This window comes from Pseudomonas sp. LH21, assembly GCF_036549575.1.
GTDB lineage: Bacteria > Pseudomonadota > Gammaproteobacteria > Pseudomonadales > Pseudomonadaceae > Aquipseudomonas > Aquipseudomonas peradeniyensis.
On sequence record NZ_CP144367.1, the window covers coordinates 89346 to 111638 of the forward strand.

Annotated in this window: 20 protein-coding genes; 7 read left to right on the plus strand and 13 right to left on the minus strand. The window is 65.5% G+C overall.

Translation table 11 applies throughout. The features are described from left to right. Positions 1-47: 47 nt before the first annotated feature. Together VUG52_RS00455 and algB are read right to left on the minus strand one after the other, a co-directional pair. Positions 48-1826 (minus strand): KinB sensor domain-containing domain, encoded by a 1779-nt coding sequence (locus tag VUG52_RS00455; RefSeq protein WP_220689959.1) that lies wholly within the window; start codon positions 1824-1826, stop codon positions 48-50. Beyond that, a complete protein-coding gene (algB, locus tag VUG52_RS00460; RefSeq protein ID WP_050703210.1) occupies positions 1823-3169 on the minus strand; it encodes a sigma-54-dependent response regulator transcription factor AlgB in 1347 nt (448 codons plus the stop codon). The genes VUG52_RS00455 and algB overlap by 4 nt, the downstream gene beginning before the upstream one ends. A gap of 210 nt (positions 3170-3379) precedes the next feature. Between algB and VUG52_RS00465 the strand changes: the two genes are divergently transcribed. From VUG52_RS00465 to VUG52_RS00490, 6 genes are all read left to right on the plus strand, one after another. Continuing rightward, a complete protein-coding gene (locus tag VUG52_RS00465) occupies positions 3380-4201 on the plus strand; it encodes a BON domain-containing protein (RefSeq protein WP_050703233.1) in 822 nt (273 codons plus the stop codon). 174 nt (positions 4202-4375) lie between these two features. Continuing rightward, positions 4376-4660: a hypothetical protein gene (locus tag VUG52_RS00470; RefSeq protein ID WP_050703211.1), complete on the plus strand. Its 285-nt coding sequence runs from the start codon at positions 4376-4378 to the stop codon at positions 4658-4660. A 39-nt stretch (positions 4661-4699) separates the two neighbouring features. After that, positions 4700-4861 carry a DUF1328 domain-containing protein gene (locus VUG52_RS00475; protein WP_008092060.1) on the plus strand — a complete coding sequence of 54 codons (162 nt, stop codon included), beginning with the start codon at positions 4700-4702 and terminating at the stop codon, positions 4859-4861. A gap of 5 nt (positions 4862-4866) precedes the next feature. Next, positions 4867-5337 (plus strand): inhibitor of vertebrate lysozyme family protein, encoded by a 471-nt coding sequence (locus tag VUG52_RS00480; protein ID WP_050703234.1) that lies wholly within the window; start codon positions 4867-4869, stop codon positions 5335-5337. 729 nt (positions 5338-6066) lie between these two features. Next, positions 6067-7401 carry a glutamate/aspartate:proton symporter GltP gene (gltP, locus tag VUG52_RS00485; RefSeq protein WP_050703212.1) on the plus strand — a complete coding sequence of 445 codons (1335 nt, stop codon included), beginning with the start codon at positions 6067-6069 and terminating at the stop codon, positions 7399-7401. A 208-nt stretch (positions 7402-7609) separates the two neighbouring features. After that, positions 7610-8839: a nucleoside recognition domain-containing protein gene (locus tag VUG52_RS00490; RefSeq protein ID WP_050703213.1), complete on the plus strand. Its 1230-nt coding sequence runs from the start codon at positions 7610-7612 to the stop codon at positions 8837-8839. On the opposite strand, the gene VUG52_RS00495 is transcribed toward VUG52_RS00490, so the two are convergent. From VUG52_RS00495 to VUG52_RS00535, 9 genes are all read right to left on the minus strand, one after another. Continuing rightward, positions 8821-9435 carry an ABC-type transport auxiliary lipoprotein family protein gene (locus tag VUG52_RS00495; protein WP_050703214.1) on the minus strand — a complete coding sequence of 205 codons (615 nt, stop codon included), beginning with the start codon at positions 9433-9435 and terminating at the stop codon, positions 8821-8823. The two genes, VUG52_RS00490 and VUG52_RS00495, sit on opposite strands and share 19 nt — an antisense overlap. Continuing rightward, a complete protein-coding gene (locus VUG52_RS00500; protein WP_050703215.1) occupies positions 9432-10370 on the minus strand; it encodes an MlaD family protein in 939 nt (312 codons plus the stop codon). Before VUG52_RS00500 ends, VUG52_RS00495 begins: the two co-directional genes overlap by 4 nt. Positions 10371-10373: 3 nt before the next feature. Then, positions 10374-11159 carry an ABC transporter ATP-binding protein gene (locus VUG52_RS00505; protein ID WP_050703216.1) on the minus strand — a complete coding sequence of 262 codons (786 nt, stop codon included), beginning with the start codon at positions 11157-11159 and terminating at the stop codon, positions 10374-10376. After that, positions 11156-12289 (minus strand): ABC transporter permease, encoded by a 1134-nt coding sequence (locus VUG52_RS00510; RefSeq protein WP_050703217.1) that lies wholly within the window; start codon positions 12287-12289, stop codon positions 11156-11158. Before VUG52_RS00510 ends, VUG52_RS00505 begins: the two co-directional genes overlap by 4 nt. Before the next feature lie 188 nt (positions 12290-12477). After that, the gene (locus tag VUG52_RS00515) at positions 12478-13497 is read right to left on the minus strand and encodes a DUF5924 family protein (RefSeq protein ID WP_050703218.1); all 1020 of its coding nucleotides are present in this window, start codon (positions 13495-13497) and stop codon (positions 12478-12480) included. Between the two features lie 74 nt (positions 13498-13571). After that, entirely contained in the window at positions 13572-14978 is a 1407-nt protein-coding gene (locus VUG52_RS00520; RefSeq protein WP_050703219.1) for a M16 family metallopeptidase, read from the minus strand. A 31-nt stretch (positions 14979-15009) separates the two neighbouring features. Then, positions 15010-16668 carry a Na/Pi cotransporter family protein gene (locus VUG52_RS00525; RefSeq protein ID WP_050703220.1) on the minus strand — a complete coding sequence of 553 codons (1659 nt, stop codon included), beginning with the start codon at positions 16666-16668 and terminating at the stop codon, positions 15010-15012. A gap of 341 nt (positions 16669-17009) precedes the next feature. Next, positions 17010-17780, minus strand: coding sequence for a TerC family protein (locus VUG52_RS00530; protein ID WP_050703221.1), 771 nt, complete (start codon positions 17778-17780; stop codon positions 17010-17012). 72 nt (positions 17781-17852) lie between these two features. After that, on the minus strand, positions 17853-19160 hold the full coding sequence (locus VUG52_RS00535) for a CitMHS family transporter (RefSeq protein ID WP_050703222.1): 1308 nt from the start codon (positions 19158-19160) through the stop codon (positions 17853-17855). 268 nt (positions 19161-19428) lie between these two features. On the opposite strand from VUG52_RS00535, the gene VUG52_RS00540 reads away from it, so the two are divergent. Next, positions 19429-19830, plus strand: a complete 402-nt coding sequence (locus VUG52_RS00540) for a GFA family protein (protein WP_028688651.1) — start codon at positions 19429-19431, stop codon at positions 19828-19830. Positions 19831-19997: 167 nt separating this feature from the next. Here VUG52_RS00540 and VUG52_RS00545 read toward each other — a convergent pair whose 3' ends face one another. Next, positions 19998-21956, minus strand: coding sequence for a DUF7844 domain-containing protein (locus VUG52_RS00545; protein ID WP_050703223.1), 1959 nt, complete (start codon positions 21954-21956; stop codon positions 19998-20000). Beyond that, the gene (locus VUG52_RS00550) at positions 21953-22273 is read right to left on the minus strand and encodes a DUF2388 domain-containing protein (RefSeq protein ID WP_011531558.1); all 321 of its coding nucleotides are present in this window, start codon (positions 22271-22273) and stop codon (positions 21953-21955) included. The genes VUG52_RS00545 and VUG52_RS00550 overlap by 4 nt, the downstream gene beginning before the upstream one ends. Positions 22274-22293: the final 20 nt, after the last annotated feature.

Consider the following 22293-nt stretch of genomic DNA (forward strand, 5'->3'; position numbering starts at 1 on the left):
CGGGGCAAGTCGCATCGGCGCGCCGCCGCTTCCACCAAGAAGCGATGTCAGACCGGTAAGGCCATGTAGAACTGCGTGCCCTGCCCTGGTCGCGAGAACACCCCCATCCGCCCGCCATGCAGCTGGACGATCTCCTTGCACAGCGCCAGGCCCAGGCCGGCCCCGCCCTTCTTGCGCCCGACCTGCACGAACGGCTCGAAGATCCGCCCTTGCTGGCCGTAGGCGATGCCTTCGCCGTTGTCCTCGACGCTGATGATCACCCGCTCGGCGTGACGCCGTGCGTGCAGGCGGATGCGCCCGCCGCTGCCGGTGTGGCGGATGGCGTTGTGCAGCAGGTTGTCGAGCACCCGGTCGAGTTGCGCGACGTCGGCCTGGATGCGCGGCAACGGCGGTTCCAGCTCGCGTATCAGCTCGATCTGCTTGCCCGAGGCCTGTTCGGCAAAGCGTGCCTGGGCGCGCTCGAACAGTTCGTCGAGGGCACAGGGGGCCAGTTCCAGCTTCTGCAGGCCGCTTTGATAACGGGAGAAGTTGAGCAGGTCGTTGATCAGTTGGGTGAGGCGCTGCATCTCCTCGGCGATGGTCTCGAGCAGGTCGTTCTCGCGCGCTTCTGGCGGGAAACTGACCCGCTCGCGCAGCAGGCCGAACGCCATGTGCATGCCGGTGACCGGCGTGCGCAACTCGTGGGAGGCGCGCAGCACGAATTCGCTGCGCACCCGCTCGAAGGCGCGTTGCTCGGTGACGTCGTGCAGCACCATCACCGCGCCGAGGATCGGCCCCTCGGGGTGGCTGACCGGGGTCAGGCTGTAGGTCAGCAGACGGGTTTCCTCATCCACCTCCAGGCTCAGGTCGTCCGGCGGGCGGTCCAGGCTGCCGCCGCGCAGCACCTGGCGCAGTTGCTTTTCCAGCTCCGGGCGCTGCAGGGCCTCGGCCAGGCTTGCGCCGAGCCGGCTAGGGTCCCAGCCGAGCTGGCGCTGGGCCACCGGGTTGAGGTGTTCAAGGCGGCCCTGGCGATCGATGATCAGCAGGCCGTCATCGATGCTGTCAAGCACCGCCTGCAAGCGTTGCTGGCCGGCCTGCAGTTCGTCGATGTTGGTGGCCTGGTGCTTGCGCAGGGCATCGGCCATCAGGCCGAAGCGGCGGGTCAGCTGGTTGAGCTCGGTGGCCTGGGTCACCGGCAGGGTGACGTCGAAATTGCCCTGGCCGACCTGGTCGGCGGCCTTGGCCAGCGCCTCGATCGGCTGGCCGAAGCGGCGGGCGATGTTGTGCGCGGTAATGAAACCGAGCACCAGCACGGTGAGGCCCATCAGCCCGAGCAAGCCGCTGATCAGCAGGGCGCGGTCGCGTGATTTCTCCTCGCTGCGGGCGATGTGCTCCAGGGCCTGGCGGTGGGAGTCCAGCAGGTCGGTACGGACCTGGTTGAAGGCGGCGCCGAGGGGTTGGTCCACGCCCATGCTGCGGGCGGGTGTGGGACTCTGCCGGTAGGCCTGGACGAATGCCTGGTAGTTGCTGGCGGCCTTGCTGAAACCCGTGCGCTCGCCGCCCTGCTCCAGCCCCTGCTTGAGCAGGGCCTGGAATTGGTCCTGCAAGGTCACCAGGCTGGCCGGGGCGGTGTCCTCGTCGAGGATCAGGTTCAACTGCTCACCCAGGTTTTGCCGCAGCTTCAGGCCCAGCTCCAGGGTGTGGGTGGTGTCCTGCACCACGCGCTGCTGCAGGGCTGCCATCTGCAGCACGCTGAACAGCCCCAGCATCAGGCCCAGCAGGGCTACCGTGACCAACGCCGAGATGCTGAGGAACAGCCGCGTGCGCAGCTTCATCGGCCATTTCATAGGTTGTACTGCTTGCGCTTGCGGTACAGGGTGGAGGCGTCGATACCCAGGGTCTTGGCCGCCTGGTCAAGGGTGTCGCTGGTGGCCAGCACCGCGCCGATATGGGCGCGCTCCAGTTCATCCAGACTCAGCGCCGCGCCGACCCTGGGCGCGTTGCTGGCGGGTTGCTCGGCCATGCCCAGGTGGGCGATCTCCACCCGCTCCTGCGGGCAGATGATGCTGGCCCGTTCGATCACGTTGCGCAGTTCGCGGATATTGCCCGGCCAGCGGTAGTTGAGCAGCGCGGCCCGGGCTTCGTCGCTGAAGCCGCGAGCCGGGCGCGAGTACTCCTTGACGAAGCGGGCCAGGAAGCGGTCGGCCAGGGTCAGGATGTCCTCGCTGCGCTCGCGCAGCGGCGGCAGGTGCAGGGTGATGACGTTCAACCGATACAGCAGGTCTTCACGGAAGCGGTTCTCGCGGACCATCTCGTCGAGGTTGAGGTTGGTGGCCGCGAGGATCCGCACGTCCGCCCGGCGAGTGACCGGGTCACCGACCCGCTCGTACTCCTTGTCCTGAATGAAACGCAGCAGTTTTGGCTGCAGGGTCAGCGGAAAATCGCCGATCTCGTCGAGAAACAGCGTGCCGCCATCGGCCTGGTTGACCCGCCCCAGCGTGCTCTCGCTGGCGCCGGTGAAGGCGCCGCGGGTGTGGCCGAACAGCTCGCTTTCCATCAGCTCGGCATTCAACGAGGGGCAGTTGATGGTCACGCAGGCCTTGCGCGCCCGCTTGCTCCAGCCATGGATGGCGCGGGCCAACTCGCCCTTGCCGGTGCCCGACTCGCCGAGGATGAGGATGTTGGCGTCGGTGGTCGCCACCTGGCGCGCGGTTTCCAGCACCGCCATCATCGCCGGGCTATGGGAGTCGAGGCCGTCCTTGGGTTTGCGCACCTCGCCTTCGAGGGCCTCCAGGCGCGCCGACAGTTGCCGCACTTCCAGCTGCTTGGCGGTGGCCAGGCGCAGCTGGTCGGGGCTGCAGGGCTTGACCAGGTAGTCGGCGGCGCCGGCCTGGATGGCATCCACCGCAGTGTCGATGGCCGAATGGGCGGTGACGATCACCACCCGCATCCACGGCGCCTGGATACGCATCTGAGCCAGAACGTCCAGGCCATTGTCCTCGCCCAGGCGCAGGTCGAGGAAACACAGGTCGAACACCTGGCGCTGCAACAGGGCCTCGGCCTGGGCGGCGCTGTTGGCGGTGGCCACGCTGTAGCCCTCGTCCTCGAGGCAATAGCGGAACGTGCGCAGGATGGCGGACTCGTCGTCCACCAGCAGAATGCGGCCTTGGTTGTCCTGGGCTGATTCCATTTCCTGCGCTCCTTTGGGATTGATCTCAATTAGTGTCGGAAAAATCGGGCAAGTTGCATGGTCGATTCTGATTGATTCCGCTACATGCATGCTAGCCGTATGCCTGCATGATGACTAACTAACTGATAAATCTGAAGTTACCTATTGGCAATTGGCCGGCATGACGTTTGCGAGCGTCTGGGGCTGAGGTATGCGAAAGGAGGTTCCATGATGACCATTTACGCTCGAATAGCCGTGCTGGCGGCTTGTGCACTGGCGACGATTGTCCCGGCCCAGGCCGACCCAATTCAGGATGCGCGTCTTGAAGGTGCACTGCAGACGGCCCTTTCTCTGAATCCCATGCTTAATCCCTTCTCTATAAAAGTAGTGGTTGATGACCAGCGCGTGCGGCTGTCGGGTGCGGTGGAGAATCCGGTCGAACGATCCTTGGCCGAACAGGTAGCGCTGGCCACGCGCGGGATCGAGCAGGTAGACAATCAGCTGCAAGTGGAGCCTGGGTTGGTGGACAGGCCGCTGGAGCCACGTGCCTACGCGCAGCGTCTGGAGGATGCCACCTTGGCGGCTGTGGTTCGCGCACGGTTGCTGTGGAGTCGTGTAACGGAAAAAGCTGCCATCGAGGTGGAAAGTCGCGAGGGTGTCGTGACCTTGCGAGGCAAGGTCGACAGCCCTGAGGCCAAGGACCTCGCTGGAGTGCTCGCGCGAACGACCGACGGTGTGCACATGGTCAGCAATCTGGTCAGCCTGGACAGCACGGCCCTGGCCAAGGCCAGGGAGAAACCTGTTGATGCCCCAGACGGCCCGCAGCCTGGCGACAGTTGGATCGTCGACAAGATCCAGGCCAGCTATCGCTTCAGCCGAAACCTCGACGGTTTGAATATCAAGGTGTCCAGCGACAAAGGAATCGTCAGGCTATCGGGTGAAGTGGTCAGTAGCGAGCAGAAGACCATAGCCGTGGAGGTCGCGAGGCAGATCGTTGGTGTGCGGGGGGTGGATGGCGATCTGCTGAAGGTCGCGACCAAGGTAGAGGGTTGATCGTGCAAATCGCACGACCCGTTATCGGGGCATCGTGCAGGATACGTCCCTGATTTACATCGTGAAATTGGTTAACTATATGATTTAAAAGAATATTTTTTTCTTGTTAAGGCTGGCATGCAGGCTGCAACGACCTTTGCAGAATGGATAACAAGCACAGCAGGAGGAGCCGGCATGAATCGCCCCCAAGACAATCGTACGCAGAGCGCTGTAGTCCCCCTGCACCAGCTGTTGTTCCTCGGCATGGCCCTGCTGCTCACCCTGGCGGCGGGCCTCTTCTACCACAGCTGGCAGACCGCCCGTCTGGCCGAGCAGGTGGCGGTGCAGACCGCGCTGTTGACGCAAATGCGGGCAACCCATGCCACCACTCTGGTCAAGGCCGCCGAGCCGCTGCCCAGTGCCGACAATGCGCCTGCCGTGCTCGAGCGCGTCCAGCCCGAGGAGCGTTGGGTGTTCTGACGCCATCGACCGATTTCGCACAAGAAAAGGAGAAACATCATGCTTAGTTGGGCAATCACCTTCCTGATCATCGCCATCATCGCCGCGGTTTTGGGCTTTGGCGGCATCGCTGGCGCCGCGACCGGTATCGCGAAGATCCTGTTCATTGTCTTCCTGGTGCTGTTCGTCGCCTCCTTCTTCTTCGGCCGCGGCAGAGGTTGATGACCATGAGCAGGATGCTCCCCAAGGCCCTGGTCGTCGCGTTGCTGCTGGGCAGTGGCGCGACGGCGCTGGCGGCCAATGACGGCCAGGTTCGGGCCAACCAGCTGCTGGGCTCGGATCCCGAGTACCGGGAAACCTGGCAAAAGACCATCAAGCACGAAGAGCGCCTGCCCGAGTGGGTGATCAACCTGAGCGGCAGTTCGGCGCAGCAGATGTCGGCAGTGACCGAGGACGGCGACCAGTATCTGGTCGGCCCGTTGTGCGAGTCCGAAGGCAAGTGCACCTACAAGCGCCTGATCGTGGCCTTCAGCTGGGACAAGGAGGACGCCTACGGCATGCTCGTGGAAGTGCCCGAAGGGCTGCCTGCCGACAAGTCACCCACCCGTCATGCCGACTACCGTTGGCTGGGCAAGCCGGATGACGGGATGAAGGCTCTGCTGCAGGAGCAGCTCAAGCGCGACCCGAACTGGTACTGACCAGCGGTCGCGGACTGTAATGCTATAGAAGCTGAACCTTTTTATCTTTCAGGCTTCTATGATGCGCCGCCCCTAGGAGGGGCGGCGCATGACCAGGGGGCCGGGCCGCTCTGACTGTTGCAGGGTCGCAGTGGCCTAGGGGTACAGGGAGTGCCTCCGTCATGGGCCGGGTCAGGAGAGGGTGGCATCGGAAGTTGCAGGTCGGTTGGGTCCGAACAGGACGAAGTGACCGATCTGGCTTCCGAAGCGCCTGTAAGACTCCTTCCTTTAATACGAGCGACTTTTTACTTCAGACACATTTTGTCGCTACCGTATATCGAAATTTTTTTTGTTGTCCGACAGGTCAGTTCGCGTGGCATTTCAGCCATTCGGATTGTCGAACACGCCACTTCACACCTTTCTGTCCCACCGTCAAATCGGCCTAAAACTGGCACTTTGGTCTTGTTCGGAAATCCGAACGTTGAAAATCAAGGGCTTGGCGATGCCCGATTTTGGATTCTAGTCTCATGCCGATTCGGCATAGGGTAGTCGTTTCCGGCATTAGACTGCCCCTCCCCACGTCGCAATAGTTGCCGCCTTTTTCCTCGGCCCGAGCGCCAGCAATGTTCGCTCGCGGTGTCCTTACAGTGGGACGCCGGACTGACCAGGCGCAACCGGAATGGCTTTCAGCCGCTCTGGCATGCGTCTTTTCGGCCGGTGCCCGTGACCACTACAACAAAGGGTAATGACATGAAGAAGGCAAAACTGAGCCTCGCCTGGCAGATCGTGATTGGTCTGTTGCTGGGCGTTGCAGTCGGCGCGCTGCTGAATCATTTCAGTGCAGAAAAGGCATGGTGGATCAGCAACGTCCTCCAGCCGGCCGGCGACATCTTCATTCGCCTGATCAAGATGATCGTCGTCCCGATCGTGATTTCGTCGCTGATCGTGGGCATCGCCGGGGTTGGCGACGCGAAGAAACTGGGCAGCATCGGCCTGAAGACCATCATCTACTTCGAGGTGGTGACCACCATCGCCATCGTCGTCGGCCTGGTCCTGGCCAATGTGTTCCACCCGGGCGCCGGCATCGACATGAGCACCCTGGGCACCGTCGACATCTCCAAGTACCAGGCCACCGCGGCCGAGGTGCAGCATGAGCACGCGTTCATCGAGACCCTGCTCAACCTGATCCCGTCGAATATCTTCGCGGCGCTGATGCGTGGCGAGATGCTGCCGATCATCTTCTTCTCGGTGATGTTCGGCATGGGCCTTTCGAGCCTCAACGCCGACCTGCGCGAGCCGCTGGTGCGTACCTTCCAGGGCGTGTCGGAGACCATGTTCAAGGTCACCCACATGATCATGAACTACGCCCCGATCGGCGTGTTCGCCCTGATCGCCGCGACCGTCGCCAACTTCGGCTTCGCTTCCCTGCTGCCGCTGGCCAAGCTGGTGCTGCTGGTGTACTTCGCCATCGCCTTCTTCGCCTTCATGGTGCTGGGCCTGGTGGCGCGCGTGTTCGGCTTCTCGATCATCAAGATCATGCGCATCATGAAGGACGAGCTGATCCTCGCCTACTCCACCTCCAGCTCCGAGACCGTGCTGCCGCGCGTGATCGAGAAGATGGAGAAGTACGGCGCGCCGAAGTCGATCTGCTCGTTCGTGGTGCCGACCGGCTACTCGTTCAACCTCGACGGTTCGACCCTGTACCAGAGCATCGCGGCGATCTTCATCGCCCAGCTGTACGGCATCGACCTGTCCTGGAGCCAGCAACTGCTGCTGGTGCTGACCCTGATGGTCACCTCCAAGGGTATCGCCGGCGTGCCGGGCGTGTCCTTCGTGGTACTGCTGGCCACCCTGGGCAGCGTGGGCATTCCGCTGGAAGGCCTGGCCTTCATCGCCGGTGTCGACCGCATCATGGACATGGCCCGTACCGCGCTGAACGTGGTGGGCAACGCCCTGGCCGCGGTGGTCATCGCCAAGTGGCAGGGCATGTACGACGCCGAGAAAGGCGCGGCGTACTACCAGTCGCTGGTGCTGGAAAAAGGCAAGAAAGAGGCTGTGGTGGCGGGCAAGACCGTCAACCAGTAAGCCACTGAGCTGAGCGAAGAGCCCCGACTTGTCGGGGCTTTTTGCATTCATTCGTGGAGCATCGGGTCCTGTGGGAGCGGGTTTACCCGCGAAGCAGGCAACTCGGTGGCTGGCACCGGCTTCGCCGGTGTTCGCGGGTAAACCCGCTCCCACAGAGGGCGCGGCGATTGCGCTATCATTCGGGCATTTTTCACGGGGGAACACACGGATGCTCAACGGCCTCTGGCTCGGCTTTTTCCTGGTGGCGGCCATTTCCGCCCTGGCCCAATGGCTGGTGGGCGGCAACGCCGGCATCTTCGCCGCGATGGTCGAGAGCATCTTTGCCATGGCCAAGCTGTCGGTGGAGGTCATGGTCCTGCTGTTCGGCACCCTGACCCTGTGGCTGGGTTTCCTCAAGATCGCCGAGAAGGCCGGTATCGTCGAATGGCTGGCCAAGGTCCTCGGCCCGCTGTTCGCCCGGCTGATGCCGGAAGTGCCGCCCGGCCACCCTGCCCTGGGCCTGATCACCATGAACTTCGCCGCAAACGGCCTGGGCCTGGACAACGCCGCCACGCCCATCGGCCTGAAGGCCATGCGCTCGCTGCAGGAGCTCAACCCCAGCAGCACCACGGCGAGCAACGCGCAGATCCTGTTCCTGGTACTAAACGCCTCGTCGCTGACCCTGCTGCCGGTGACCATCTTCATGTACCGCGCCCAGCAAGGCGCGCCCGATCCGACCATGGTGTTCCTGCCGATCCTGCTGGCCACCAGCTGCTCGACCCTGGTCGGCCTGCTGTCGGTGGCGGTGATGCAGCGCCTGCGCCTATGGGACCCGGTGGTGCTTGCCTACCTGATCCCCGGTGCCCTGCTGCTGGGCGGCTTCATGGCCTTCCTCGGCACGCTGTCGGCGGCCGCGCTGGCCAGCCTGTCGTCGATCCTTGGCAACCTGACGCTGTTCGGCGTGATCATGCTGTTCCTGGTGATCGGCGCGTTACGACGGGTGCAGGTGTACGAGGCCTTCGTCGAGGGCGCCAAGGAAGGTTTCGACGTGGCCAAGGGGCTGCTGCCCTACCTGGTGGCGATGCTGGTGGCGGTCGGTGTGCTGCGCGCTTCGGGCGCCTTGGAACTGGCCTTGGACGGCATCCGCCACGCGGTGACCTGGATGGGCCTGGACACCCGCTTCGTCGAGGGCCTGCCCACCGCGCTGGTCAAGCCGTTCTCCGGCAGCGCGGCGCGGGCCATGCTGATCGAGACCATGCAGACCCAGGGCGTGGACAGCTTCCCGGCGCTGGTGGCGGCGACCATCCAGGGCAGCACCGAGACCACCTTCTACGTCCTGGCGGTGTACTTCGGCGCGGTGGGCATCCAGCGCGTGCGCCACGCCGTCGGTTGCGCCCTGCTGGCCGAGCTGTCCGGGGTGATCGCGGCGATCTTCGTCTGCTACTGGTTCTTCGCCTGAGCCTGGCTGACGGTCCAGTCGATCACCTGGCGCGCCAGCTGATCGCTGGCCGCGCCGAAGCCGGCGACCACCGCAGGCACCTGCTGTTCGCCCAGCGCCTGGCGCACCTCGAAGCGTTTGCTCGCGAGGATGCGCTGGCTGCGGCCCTGCACCAGCCGCGCGTCGTAGCGGATCACCACCTCCACCGCCCCACCCGGGCGGTATTCGCTCTGGAAGGCCTGTAGCTCGCCGCCCAGCTCGTAGTCAGCCTGCAGGTTGCTGTCATCGGCGCTCAGGCGCTGCACCCGGCCATCGCGCTGGAAACCGTCGAGCAGGCGGTTGCGCACCAGCATCGGCGTCGGGTCGCTCCAGCGTGCGCCCTTGTAACTGCTGATCACGTCACCCTGGGGGATCACCGCGATGCGCGGCCCGGCCAGGGCTTCGCTGGCCAGCGGCTTGTTCAGGCGCAGCGACCAGTCCAGCGGCGCGGCGGCGCGGGCCGCCTGGTTCACCGGCAGGCGGTAGATATCCACAGGCTCGCTCTGCGGCAGGATCGAACAGGCCGAAACCAGGCTCAGCGTGGCGGCGGCGAAGGCCAGGCGCAGCGACGGGATCATGGCTGGAACTCCTTGTTGTTGTCGCGGCCCAGCAGGTAGCCGCTGGGGTCGGCTTCCAGGCGCCGGGAGATGCCCTTGAGCGAGTTGAGGGTCTCACGCAGTTCGCGGATCGCCGGGGCGATCTGGTTCAGGCCCTGGGCACCGTCGTCCAGGGACTGGCGGTTGTCCTGCAGCAGGCTGTTGATGGTGGCGGTGCTTTCGGCCAGCGACTGCATGGCCTGTTCGGCACTGCCGATGGCCTGCTTGCCCTGGGTGCCGAGCAGGCCGTTGGCATTGCGCATCAGCGCCTGGGTCTCGGCCAGGGTGGCGTTGGCCTGCTTGCCGACCTGGGCCAGTTGCTCGATGGCGTCGGCGATGCCGCCCTTCTGGCTGGCAAAGGCGCCGGTGGTCTGCTCCAGGTTGGCCAGGGTGTTGCTCAGGCGCTCGATGTTGCTTTCGGAGAACATCAGGTTGGCGTTGTGCAGCAGCAGGTTGATGTTGGTCACCAGGTCGCTGCTGTCGTTGAGCAGGCGTGAGATCGGCGACGGCGAGGCGACGATCACCGGCAGCTTGCCGTCCCTGCCCTTGAGTTCGGGGCTCTGCGGGGTGCCGCCGCTGAGCTGGATGAATGAGTTGCCGGTCACCCCGGCCAGGGTCAGCTTGGCCTGGGTGTCTTCCTTGACCGGCGTGTCGCCGCTCAGGCGCACTCGGGCCAGCACACGGCGCGGATCCTTCGGGTCCAGGCGCAGGCTGCTGACGTCACCGACCTTGATGCCGTTGTACTGCACCGGGCTGCCGCGGGACAGGCCTGAGACCGCCTCGTTGAACACCACTTCGTAGTCCTTGAAGGCGTCGTCGACGCTGGACTTGGTCAGCCACAGGCCGAACAGCATGGCGCCGGCCACCACCAGCACGGTGACCAGGCCGATCAGGACATGATGAGCTCGGGTTTCCATCGTTCAGCGCTCCTGGCGGGCGCGCAGGGCGGCGTCTTCGGCCGCCCGGCCACGCGGGCCGTGAAAGTATTCGTGAATCCATGGGTCGTCGGTCTGCTCGACCTCGGCCAGGGGCCCTGCCACCAGCACCCTCTTCTGCGACAGCACCGCCACCCGGTCGGTAATGGTGTAGAGGGTGTCCAGGTCGTGGGTGATGAGGAACACCGACAGCCCCAGGGCGTCGCGCAGGGTCAGGATCAACTGGTCGAAGGCGGCGGCGCCGATCGGGTCGAGGCCGGCGGTGGGCTCGTCGAGGAACAGGATGTCCGGGTCCAGGGCCAGGGCACGGGCCAGGGCGGCGCGCTTGATCATGCCGCCGGACAGCGACGCCGGGTACTTGTCGGCGGCGCTGATCGGCAGCCCGGCCAGGGCCAGCTTGACCCCGGCCAGGTGCTCGGCATCGGCCCGTGACAGCCCGGCATGCTCGATCAGCGGCAGGGCGACGTTCTCGGTGACGGTCAGCGAGGAGAACAGCGCGCCCTTCTGGAACAGCACGCCGAAGCGGCGTTCGACCAGCGAGCGCTGGGTTTCGTCGAGGGTGGCCAGGTCCTGGCCGAACACCTTGACCGTGCCTTCGTTGGGCCGGCGCAGGCCGACGATGCTGCGCAACAGCACCGACTTGCCGCTGCCCGAGCCACCGACCACGGCGAGGATCTCGCCGCGGTACAGGTCCAGGTCGAGGTTCTCGTGCACGCTCTGGCTGCCGAAGCGATTGCACAGGCCCCGGGCTTCGATCACCGCTTCAGTCACCAGCCCATCTCCATGAAGAACAGCGCGGCCACCGCGTCCAGCACGATCACCACGAAGATCGATTGCACCACGGCAGACGTGGTATGAGCGCCCACCGACTCGGCGCTGCCGCTGACCTTGAAGCCTTCCAGGCAACCGATGGCGGCGATCAGGAAGGCGAAGAACGGCGCCTTGGCCAGGCCCACCAGGAAGTGCTGCACGCCGATGTCGCTTTGCAGCAGCGAGAGGAACATGGCCGGCGAGATGTCCAGGGTCAGGGCGCAGACCACCGCGCCGCCGATCATGCCGCAGAGCATGGCGACGAAGGTCAGCAGCGGCAGCGCGATCAGCAGCGCCAGCACCCGCGGCACCACCAGCAGTTCGATGGGGTTCAGGCCCAGGGTACGGATGGCGTCGATCTCTTCGTTGGCCTTCATCGAGCCGATCTGTGCAGTGAACGCGCTGGCGGTGCGGCCGGCCATGAGGATGGCGGTCAGCAGCACGGCGAATTCACGCAAGAAGGAGAACGCCACTAGGTCGACGGTGAAGATGGTCGCGCCGAAGTCGGCCAGCACCGTGGCGCCGAGGAAGGCCACCACCGCGCCCACCAGGAAGGTCAGCAAGGCGACGATGGGCGCGGCGTCCAGGCCGGTCTGCTCGAGGTGCGCGACCACCGGCGTGACGCGCCAGCGGTGCGGCTGGAACAGGCGCAGGAACAGGGTCTGCAGGATCAGGCCGATGAAGCCCAGTACCTGGTTGGTATCCTGCCACAGCTGGTCGACGGCGCGGCCGATGCGTGCCAGCAGCAGGAGCAGCACCGGTTGCTCCGGCTCCTTGACCGGGATGCAGTAGTCCTGCACCGAGCAGTAGACGTTCTTCAGCAGCGCGCGGCTGGCATCGGGGAGTTCGTCGGTGCAGCGCGACAGGCGTTCGGAGCCAAGCAGCTCGGCCAGCAGCGAGGCGCCGGCGGTGTCCAGGCGGCCCAGCTGGCTGAGATCGACCTGGGTGTCATCGCCGTACTGGCTGCCCAGGCGCTCGCATTCTCGCTTGAGGCTGGCGTAGTGGGCCAGGGTCCAGTCGCCGACGATGCGCAGGCGCGAAGGCTGCTCGGTGGTGTCCAGGGTGGCGCTCGGGACGGTCATAGGCTCCATGCGTCTGACTGAGGGCATAGAGGCTGATCATAGCGCAGCGGGGCGCATTCCTGTAGGAGCGGCCTTGTGCCGCGAAAGGGCCGCACAGCGGCCCCGGCAATTTCTGCCTTGAGGCTGAAATCCCGGGGCTGCTTCGCAGCCCTTTCCGGCCGGTCCGACGCCTCGGCAAGGCCGCTCCTACAGGTTTTTCAGCGGGCGGTGTCGTCCACCACCTTGAACCGCAACACCCCGATCACCTGCCCGTCCTCGGTCAGCACCCTCACCTGCCACTTGCCCACCGGATTGGCCGGGAAGTTCTGCTTGTGGGTCCAGGCCCGGTAGCCTTCCTTGCGCCCACCGTGGATATCCAGGGCGATACGGTCCACTTCCTTACCGTCCAGCTGCCATACATGGTAGATGCGCTCGTTCAGGCCACGGGGCGCGTTGATGGCGGTATAGGCGTACAGCCCACCGCTGCGGATGCGGCTGGCGGCCACTTCGTCCAGCGAGGCGCCCGGCTGGCGGTTGAGCACTTCGGTGCTGATCGCCACGTCGGTCATCCACAGCGTGGCCGGCGGCACCCAGGAGCGCAGCAGCCAGCCGCCGCCGCCGACCGCCAGGGTCACCAGCACCAGGGCCACGCCGCGGCGCCAGTTGTTGATCGGGAAGCTGCTGGCCAGGCTCGGGAACGACAGCACCATGGCGGCGATCAGCGCCAGCTTGAAGCTCTGCGCGGTGGTCAGGTGCAGGATGATCGGCAGCGCCGTGAGCATCGCGGCGAACAGCGTCAGGGTGTGCAGCGCGAGGAACAGCCAGCGGCGTGGCGCCAGCCACTTGTGGTACAGCGGGTCGATGATCGAGATCAGACCGGCGGCGCCGAGCAGGCCGGTAAAGATCAGCTGGCCGCTGTTCCAGGTAGTGGTGATGAAGAAGAACGGCAGGACGAAGAACAGGCTTTCCTGGTGGATCATTTGCGTCGCGAAGCGCAGCAGCGGCTGCGGGATCTCGCGCTTGAAGGTGCGGGCGAACAGCTCGGTGAGGGTGTTCTCCAGCATCAGCCAGATCCAGCTGACCAGCATGACGATGGCGATCCAGCTGGCCAGCCCGGCCTGGCGGTCGACCAGGATGAAGCTGCCGATCCCCGAGAGGAAACCGTAGAGCGCGATGATGCCGGGATAGCGTTTGAGCAGCTCGATGATGCGCAGGATGAAGCTGGGGATCGGGGGCATGGGTTTACAACAGGAAAGGGCGTGTTCGAGGCGTCGTGGGAGCGGACGCTGTTGGCCGACAGGATACCGCCGAATCACGGCTCCCGTGTAGCACCACTGGGGCGATTGGCCACCACGCGGCGCCGGCGGATCAGCCCCGCGGCCAGGATCAGCCCCAGCACCAGTGCCACCAGCCCATACAGTTCGTCATACCCCAGCAACGGCTTCTCGATGCGCAGGTACCCCGGTTCCTTGAGCAGTTCGCGCAGCGCCGCGTCGGCCTGCTTGAGGCTGACCTGACGCAGTTGCCGCACCGTATCAGTGAAATGCCCGTCCTCGTAGGCGTTGAGCGCCCCCCAGTAATAGTCGGCGAGCGCCGCGTTGCCCTGGGTGGTCCAGCTTTCCCGGGCAATTGCCGCCTCCTTGATCCGGGCGAAGGTGTCCGGGTCCAGGCCGTGCTTGCGCAGGTGGTCGAACAGCTCCCCGAGCACCTTCAGCGCCTCGTCGAGGTCCTGGCGCTCAAGGTCGGCATTGAGGCTGAGCATCCCGCTGTCGCCGAAGCTCTCGCGTTGCACCGACGGGCCATAGGACAGGCCGTGACGCAGGCGCAACTGGTCGTACAGCGCCCAGTCCAGGTAACGCGAGAGCAGCTCGAGGGTCTGGTCGTGGCCCTCCTCCAGCGTCGGCTCGATGAACAGCCAGTGCAGCTTGATGTTGTCGCCCAGCCAGCCGCGGGTCAGGTCGCGGCGCTGCTCGGCCTGCTGGCTGATGCTCTCCAGGTTGCGGCGCTCCCCGGGTTCGGTGGCCGGCAGCTCGCCGAAGGTGCGTTCCAGGTAGGCCGGAAGCAGGCGGTCGAGGCCGCCGACGACGATCAGCGACATGTTGTTGGCCACGTACCAGTGCTCACGCAGTTGCCGGACTTGCTCCAGGGTCATGTCGTCGAGGCTGGAGCGCTCGGGGCACTTCAGGCCCAGCTCGGTGGCCAGCTGGTCGCTGGCCGGGTGGCCGATGTCCTGGCGGTCGAGCCAGCGCTGCAGGCGGCCGTAGTGGCCGCCATCCTCGCGTTCGATGATCTTCTTCGCCGTGGCCAGCGCCTTTTCGTCGATGCGGGTGTCGCGAATGATCGCCAACAGCAGGTCGAGCACCTTGCGCTGGTTACGCGCCGGGGCCTCGATGACGAAGGTGGTGTCGGCGCTGCTGGTGAAGGCGTTCCACTCCCCGCCCAGGGCCTGCATGCGCTCTTCCAGGCCGCCCTCGCCCGTCTCGTCGATCCCGCTGAACAGCAGGTGCTCGAGCAGGTGCGGCAGCTCGCGCTGGTCGCAGTCGAAGTCGTCCAGGCCCACGCCAACCACCAGGCGGATCGACACATGGTCGCGCTCGTAGCCGGACTTGAGGATCACTTGCAGGCCGTTGGGCAGCAGGTAGCCCTCGACCCGCGAGCGGTCGAGGGCGAGCGTGGGCAGGCTGAGGATCAGCAGGCAGGCGAACAACAGGCAACGCATAAGCGAGCTTCGGTCTCCGGGGTGTCTGGGCTCAAGGCTGGCGGGCTTCGTCCGGCACGCTGTCGAGCATCAGCCCGCCGGTGTCGGTGCCGCCCAGTACCACATAGGCACTGCTGCAGAACAAAGAGTTCAAACGCTTCATGTCGGCAATCAGCTCCAAGTGTAGCGAACTGGTCTCGATACTCTGCACCACTTTACGTTGCAGGCGGCTGACATGGGCATGGGCCAGGCGCCGTTCCTGGGCGCGGAAGCGGCGTTTCTCGCGTAGCAGCTGGTGCGCGCTCTGCGGGTCGGCGCTGAGGAACACCGACAGGCCCAGGCGCAGGTTGGCCAGCAGCTGCTCCTGCAGGCCGGTCAGTTCCTCCAGGCCGACCTGGGAGAACTCCCGGCGCTGCGAGGTCTTCTGCTGCTGGACCTTGCGCAGCATGCGCTCGATCAGGTCGCTGGCCAGCTTGAGGTTGATCGCCAGCTCGATGATCTCCGCCCAGCGCCGGTTGTCCTGCTCGCCAAGATCCTCGCGGGGCATCTGCGCCAGGTACAGCTTGATGGCGTTGTACAGGGCCTCGGCGTCCTCGCCCAGGGCCCGCACCTGCTGCGGCATGGCGGTCTGGGTGCCGCGCAGGGCGCCGAGCATGGCTTCGAGCAGGCTGTCGACGATATCGCCCAGGCGCAGGGTCTCGCGCACGGCGTTGGCCAGCGCCAGGCTGGGGGTGTTCAGCGCGGTCGGGTCGAGGTGGCGTGGCTGGTGGTGGCCGTTGCCGTTGTCGCGCTCTGGCAGCAGGTAGTTGCACACCCGGCCCATGGGTTTGACCGTCGGCAGCATCAGCAGGCAGCGCAGGGTGTTGTAGAGCAGGTGGAAGCCGATCACCAGCTCCTGCGGGCTGAAGCTCAGGCTGTCCATCCATTCCACCAGCGGGTGCAGCACCGGGATGATCAGCAACAGGCCGACGATCTTGTACAGCAGGCTGCCCAGTGCCACCCGGCGCCCGGCGCTGTTCTGCAGGCTGGTGGTGAGGAAGGCGAGCAGGCCGCTGCCGATGTTGGCGCCGATCACCAGGCCGATGGCCACCGGCAGGCTGATCACCTCGGCGCCGGCCAGGGTGGCGGTGAGCAGCACGGCGGCGAGGCTCGAGTAGGAAATCATGGCGAATAGCGCGCCGATCAGGGCGTCGAGCAGGATGTCCCCGGTCAGCGAGGCGAACAGTACCTTGACCCCCTGGGCATGGGTGATCGGCGCGGCGGCGTGGACAATCAGCTGTAGCGCCAGGATGATCAGGCCCAGGCCGATGCCCACTCGGCCCAGTTGGCCGGCGCGGGTCTGCTTGCGCGAGAGGAAGAAGATCACCCCGAGGAAGATCAGCAGCGGCGACAGCCAGGACAGGTCGAAGGTCAGCACCCGCGCCATCAGCGCGGTGCCCACGTCGGCGCCGAGCATGATCGCCAGGGCCGGGGTCATGGCCATCAGGCCCTGGCCGACGAACGAGGTGACCAGCATGGCGGTGGCGTTGCTGCTCTGGACCATGGCGGTGACCAGGATTCCGGCAATGAACGCCAGCGGACGCTTGTTCATGTTCTGGCCGAGCACCCGACGCAGGTTCGAGCCGTACACCCGCAGGATGCCGGTACGCACGATATGGGTGCCCCACACCAGCAGCGCCACGGCGGAGAGCAGGTTGAGCAGGGTCAGCATGGTCGGGCCCCCTTTTCTTCTATGCCCCTGTGCGGGGCCAATGGGTGCGGCGGTGAGCCTGGCCCGGGGGTGGGCTGGTTTTTTCAGTGCTCACTGAAGCTTTAGTTGTTTTGCGCGATGGGTGCCAGCTTGGCATGGGTGAAACATATTTGAAACACGGGTGCCTTTGTAGGAGCGGCCTTGTGCCGCGAAAGGACCGCAGGGCGATCCCGACAATCTTGCATGATGCCAAGATCCTGGGGCCGCTGCGCGCCCCATTCGCGGCACAAGGCCGCTCCTACATGGGCGTGGATGCGACAAAGGGCCCCGAAGGGCCCTTTGTCTTTCTGCGCTTCCTGATCTTACTGACCGGGAATGTCCTTGCGCAGTTTCACCGGATCGTGCTCCTTGCCCTTCTTGCGCGCCAGCGCCGTGCGCATGCGGATGTTGATCGCTTCCACCGCCAGCGAGAAGGCCATGGCGAAGTAGACGTAGCCCTTCGGCACATGCACATCGAAAGATTCGGCGATCAGCACGGTACCGACGACGATCAGGAACGAAAGCGCGAGCATCTTCAGCGACGGGTGCTTGTCGATGAAGTCGCTGATGGTGCCGGCGCAGAGCATCATCACCAGCACCGCGACGATGATCGCGGCGATCATCACCGGTACGTGGGAAACCATGCCCACGGCGGTGATCACCGAGTCCAGGGAGAACACGATGTCGATGATGGCGATCTGGATGATGGTGTAGAAGAACTTGCCGCCCGCGCCTTTCGGCTCGTCGGTGCTCTCGTCTTCGCCTTCCAGGCCGTGGTAGATCTCCTGGGAGCTTTTCCACAGCAGGAACAGGCCGCCGAAGAACAGGATCAGGTCGCGCCCGGAAATGCCCTGGCCGAGCACATGGAACAGGTCGTCGGTCAGGCGCATGACCCAGGTGATCGACAGCAGCAGCATGATCCGCGTGACCATGGCCAGGGCCAGGCCGAAGATCCGCGTGCGCGGCTGCATGTGCTTGGGCATGCGGCTGACCAGGATCGAGATCATGATGATGTTGTCGATCCCGAGCACGATCTCAAGCGCGGTGAGGGTGAAAAAGGCAACCCAGATTTCCGGGCTGGTCAGCCATTCCATGTGTATTCCTTCGAGCGGTAAAGGCCAAGCGCCCGGATTTCGGGCGCTTGGCGGTTGGATGATGCGCTTGTGTTACAGACTGCTGAACAGCGGGAAAGTCCCCAGCGCCAGCGCGCCGGCCATTATGCACAGGCACACCAGCACTGCCCACTTGAGGGTGAAGCGCTGGTGATCGCCGAACTCGATGCCGGCCAGGGCCACCAGCAGGTAGGTGGAGGGTACCAGCGGGCTGAGCAGGTGTACCGGTTGTCCGACGATCGACGCGCGGGCCATTTCCACCGGGGTGACGCCGTAGTGGCTGGCGAACTCCGACAGCACCGGCAGCACGCCGTAGTAGAAGGCATCGTTGGACATGAAGAAGGTGAACGGCATGCTGACGATGGCGGTGATCACCGCCATGTACGGGCCGAACGCTTCCGGGATCACCGCCAGCAGGCTCTTGGACATGGCGTCGACCATGCCGGTGCCCGACAGGATGCCGGTGAAGATGCCGGCGGCGAAGATCAGCCCGCTGACGGCCAGCACGCTGGAGGCGTGGGCGGCGATGCGGTCCTTCTGCTGCTGCAGGCACGGGTAGTTGACGATCATGGCGATGCTGAAGGCGATCATGAACAGCACCGGCAGCGGCAGCACGCCGGCGATCAGCGCGACCATCAGCGCGGCAGTCAGGGCGCCGTTGAACCAGATCAGTTTCGGACGACGGGCCTCGGGGAACTGCGACACGCTGATCTCGCTGTGGTCGATGTCGTCGGTCGGCAGGTGCAGCTCGCCCAGACGGGCACGCTCGCGCTTGCCGTACCAGTAGGCGATGGCCAGGATCGCCGCCACGCCGAAGGCCATGGCCGGGATCATCGGCACGAAGATGTCCGACGGGTCCACGTGCAGGGCACTGGCGGCACGGGCCGTGGGGCCACCCCACGGGGTCATGTTCATCACCCCGCCGGCGAGGATGATCAGGCCGGCCATGATCCGTGGGCTCATGCCCAGGCGGCTGTACAGTGGCAGCATGGCGGCGCAGCAGATCATGTAGGTGGTGGCGCCGTCACCGTCGAGGGACACCACCAGGGCCAGCACCGCGGTGCCGACCGAGACTTTCAGCGGATCGCCCTTGACCAGCTTGAGGATCCTGCGCACGGCCGGGTCGAACAGGCCGGAGTCGATCATCAGGGCGAAATAGAGAATGGCGAACATCAGCATCACGCCGGTGGGCGCGAGCTTGCTGATGCCTTCGAGCATCATCGGGCCGATCTTGGCGGAAAAACCACCGAACAGGGCGAACAGGATCGGTACCAGGATCAGCGCGATCAAGGCCGACAGGCGCTTGGTCATGATCAGGTACATGAAGGTGATGACCATGGCGAAGCCGAGGAAGGTCAGCATGGCGGTACTCCAGGCGTGGCGCGGCGAAAGGAAGGACGATTCGGGCGGATCAGCGCGTCAGGCGCTGCGCGAGGAGCAGGCGGAGGGGGATTGCGAAAAGGCGGGCACAGGAAAACATCAGAATCACCATTGTTGTTGTTGATTGGGCCGGGCGCGGAAGTTTCCGGGTGCCCTGGCTGACCGGTCTGCTGCCGGTGGTGGCGCTATCCTATGTGGGCAAGCTTTCAGCCAGCTTTCGCCTGCTGTCAGGCGACGGGAGGTCGTTTCGATGGTGGATGTCGTGGAAGGCGGGTGTCATTGCGGGGCGTTGCGCTACCGGCTGCAGGCCGATCTGGGCGATGTCGCCCATTGCCATTGCTCGATCTGCCGGCGAGTCAGCGGCGGCACGCTGGTGACCTGGGTCACCCTGCCCCTCGCGGGTTTCCAGTGGCTGGCGGGCTCGCCCCAGCGCTACATGGCGCCGCAGAGCTGCAGCCGGTATTTCTGTGGCAACTGCGGGGCGCATGTGGCGCTGGTGACGGCGCATAGCCCTGAAACGATCGATGTGACGGTGGCGACGCTGGATCATCCCGAGCGGGTGCCGGCCAATCGGCATATCTGGGTGGGGAGTCGGCTGCCGTGGTTGCAGGTGGATCAAGGGTTGCCGGAGGAGGACGAGGAAAGCCTTTGAGGTTTGGTGATGGCTGTCGGGCTGCGAGACGTTCTGTAGGAGCGGCCTTGTGCCGCGAATGGGCTGCAGAGCAGCCCCGGCGATTTTTGCGTCAACACTGAAATGCTGGGGCTGCTACGCAGCCCATTCGCGGCACAAGGCCGCTCCTACAGCGATGCACCCATACCTCAGGGCAGCTGCAACCCCCCGGCCGCCTTGTGCAACGCCCGCAGATGCTCGCCCACCTGCTTGATATTGGCTTCCACGGCCTTGATCTCCCTGCCCCGCTCCGGCCCCAGCAGCGCCCTCACCTGCTGGTCCAGGTCGGTGCTCAGGCGCAACAGCTGCGCCTGGCGCTCGCTGCTCACCTGCTCCAGCTGCTTGCGTTCGGCAGGCTGCGGCAGACCGTAGCCCCCTGCCCCCAGCAATTCCGCCGGGCGGCTGAGGAAGCCGCTGTTGGCCAGCATCGCCTGCAAGGTCTCGTTGGCCTTGTCGAAGCTGCCGTCCTTGAGCGCCCGGCCGTTCAGGTAGCGTTGCTTGACCTCGTCCTGGGCCAGCAGCAGCTGGCGGCGCAGGCCGGCCTGCTCGAGCAGCAGCAAGGCCGCGCTGGTGCGCAGGTCGGCGCGGTCGAACCACTGGCGGCGCTGCTCGGCGTCCAGCGCCAGCCAGTCTTCCACGCTCGTCTGCTTGATCGGCAACTGCTTGCGCAGCACTTCGAACATCGCCTGGTAGCGATCACGGTAGGAGTCGAAGCGATAACCCAGGCGCAGGGCCTCGCGCGGGTCGTCGAGCACGTGGGTATCGGCCAGTCCCCTACCCTTCAGCACCTCCAGCAAGCCGTTGGGCATGATGCTGTCGAGGTCGTTCAGGCGCGGGTTGCCGGTACCGCTGCGCAACAGCTTGAGCGACTCCACCGCGCAGTTGTTGGACAGGAAGTAGTAGTTGCCGTCGTAGCTCCAGTGCATCTCGGCGGCCTGACGCACCAGGTTCTCGATCTCGCCGCGGCTGAGCTTGAGCGGAACCGAGGCCAGGCTGCGCAGCTCGGTCTTGGTGTATTCGTCGATCACCTGCCCCAGCGGCAGCACGAACAGCCGCGAGGGATAGGCGCCAGTCAGGCCGTCCCAGCTGGACAGCTGCACGTCGTTGACGAAGGCGCGGTACGACAGCACCAGGCTCTGGTCCAGGTCCAGGCGGCAGGCCGGCCCGCGCGGGCGACCCGGGGCGCAGATCACCAGGCGCAGCATGCTGTGGCCCCAGCGGCTGACCCAGTTCTGGTTGGCTTCGGCCAGCAGATAGTCCACCTCGTAGACCCGTTCCGGGTCGATCTCGCCCAGTGGCTGGCGGGCGAAGTCGTTGCCGGCGTTGAGGAATGGCAGGCCCTTGGCGCAGGCATCCTGTCGCGGCGCCCAGCCGAAGTGGTCGCGCAGGTACTGGTTCAGCGCCGGGCGGCGACAGCCGTAGCTCGGGTCGAGGAGGAAGTACTCCATGTTGACCGCGATGAACTCCTTCGGGCTGCTCAGCTCGTAGGGATCCGGGCTGCGCACCAGCTGGCCGTTGTGCTGTTCGCGCTCGCCGCGCCGGCCGACGTACTGCGGCCAGCCGGCCAGGTCCAGCAGGCGCGGGTCGTCGCTCAGGGTGAAGCGGCGTTCGGCCTGGCCACGGCAGTCCTGCGGCAGCCCGACCTTGCCCAGGGCGCCCTGCTGGCGCTTGCAGCGGCTGATCAGCTGGCGCTCGGCGTCCGGCCACAGGCGCGCGCGGTCATAGATATGGGTGAGTTCGTGGAGCACGGTGGCCAGCAGTTCTTCGCGGACCGTGCCGTGGGGACGGTTGGTCTTCTCGCGGGCGGCGCTGCCGTCGACCAGGCCCGGCAGCAGGCGCCGGTTGAGGTCCAGGCTGGCCACCGGAGAGGCCTGGCCGTAGGCGTCTTCGGGCATGCGCTCGGTCCAGCCGACCAGGATCTGCCGGTCCAGTTGCTGCTTGAAGCGCGGTGGCAGCTTGGCCATGGCTTCGTCGAGCAACGTCTGGGTCGCCTGCTGTTGTGCAGGGTCGAGGCCGTCGCGCTGCAGCACCAGCTGCAGGTCGGCCAGGGCGGGCGTGCCGAGCAGCGTCAGGGCGCAGCCCAGCAGCCAGGCACGCACGCGCTTCACAGGGCGAGGATGGCTTCGGCCAGCACCTGGTCGCTGGCGTCACGGGCCTCGGGAACACGGGCGCGCAGGGTGTCGAAGGCGGCTTCGAGCTGGGCGCCGCGGATGTCGCCGTTGCTGGCGACGAAGCTGGCGGCGTCGTCGTGGGCTTCACGCACCACTTTCGAGTCGCGGATCGAGGTGGTGGTGTCGGAGGTGAAATCGATCGAACGGCCAAAGGCGCGGACGATGATGTTGCTGGTGGCCACCAGGGTGTGGGCCTGGGCCAGGTCGGCGAGCAGCAGCATGCCGAGGGTGGCGGCGATCAGCGGTTTACGCATGGAGCATCTCCGGAAATACA